This is a genomic window from Dietzia sp. DQ11-71 (assembly GCF_014144995.1).
Lineage (GTDB): Bacteria > Actinomycetota > Actinomycetes > Mycobacteriales > Mycobacteriaceae > Dietzia > Dietzia kunjamensis.
Map to the genome: position 1 here is coordinate 1 of NZ_JAALDT010000348.1, position 864 is coordinate 864.

The following is an 864-nucleotide window of genomic DNA, read 5'->3' on the forward strand; positions in this document are numbered from 1 at the left end:
GAGTGTGTCGGCGATCCTGGCCACCGAGGAAGCCGCCGTCCTGGCCGAGGCCCTCGACCAACGCGTGAAAGACCACAAGTACGCCGACGCCCAAGCCGCCGCCAACACCCAAGCCGACACCGCCAACCCCGGCGCTGGCGGCGCTGGCGAGGTCGAGGACTACTCGATCGCCGAACGGCGCGCCGACGCCCTGATGTCCCTGGTGTGCGGCGATGCTGGCCTAGCCGGCACCCCTGCTCGCCCCGGCCGGTCGGGCGCGCCTGGTGCCGGGGTGGCGTTGCGGCCGAAGGTCACCGTCATCGCCACCGGCAACACCGCCCGCGACGCCGGCGGCGCCCGAGTGGAGTTCACCCGCACCGGCCAGGCCGCCCTGCAGGCCCTGCTCGACATGCTCGCCACCAGCGACGGAGCCACCTTCGAACCCATCGACCCGCGCATCGGGGCCGCCGATGACGCCCGCACCGCCCTGAAATACCGGCCCGGTGCCCAGTTGGCCCGCCGGATCCGGCTGCGCGATGGCACCTGTCGCCACCCCGGCTGTGCGATCCCGGCCGAGGCCTGTGATCTGGATCATGTGGTGCCGTTCGATCACGCCGACCCCCAGCGGGGCGGACACACCATCGAGGGCAACCTCGCGGCGATGTGCCGGCGCCATCACCGGTTCAAGACCTTCTCCGACTGGATCTACGACCTACAGCCCGACGGCACCCTGCTGGTGCGCACCCCGGACGGTTCGACCATGCTCACCCGACCCTCCGGCCCACTGGCCGAGTACCGGCGTGAACAGGCCCGCGCCGAGACCGAGGCGTGGACCCGGCAGCAACGCCGCAGCCCCGGGCCCACCGGTGACGAGAAGGCCGACGC

1 protein-coding gene is annotated in these 864 nt (G+C 72.6%); it reads left to right on the forward strand.

The window, feature by feature from the left end; translation table 11 throughout:
• Nucleotides 1–864: HNH endonuclease signature motif containing protein (locus G6023_RS12335; RefSeq protein ID WP_182635756.1), on the forward strand; the 864-nt coding region annotated here is incomplete at both ends.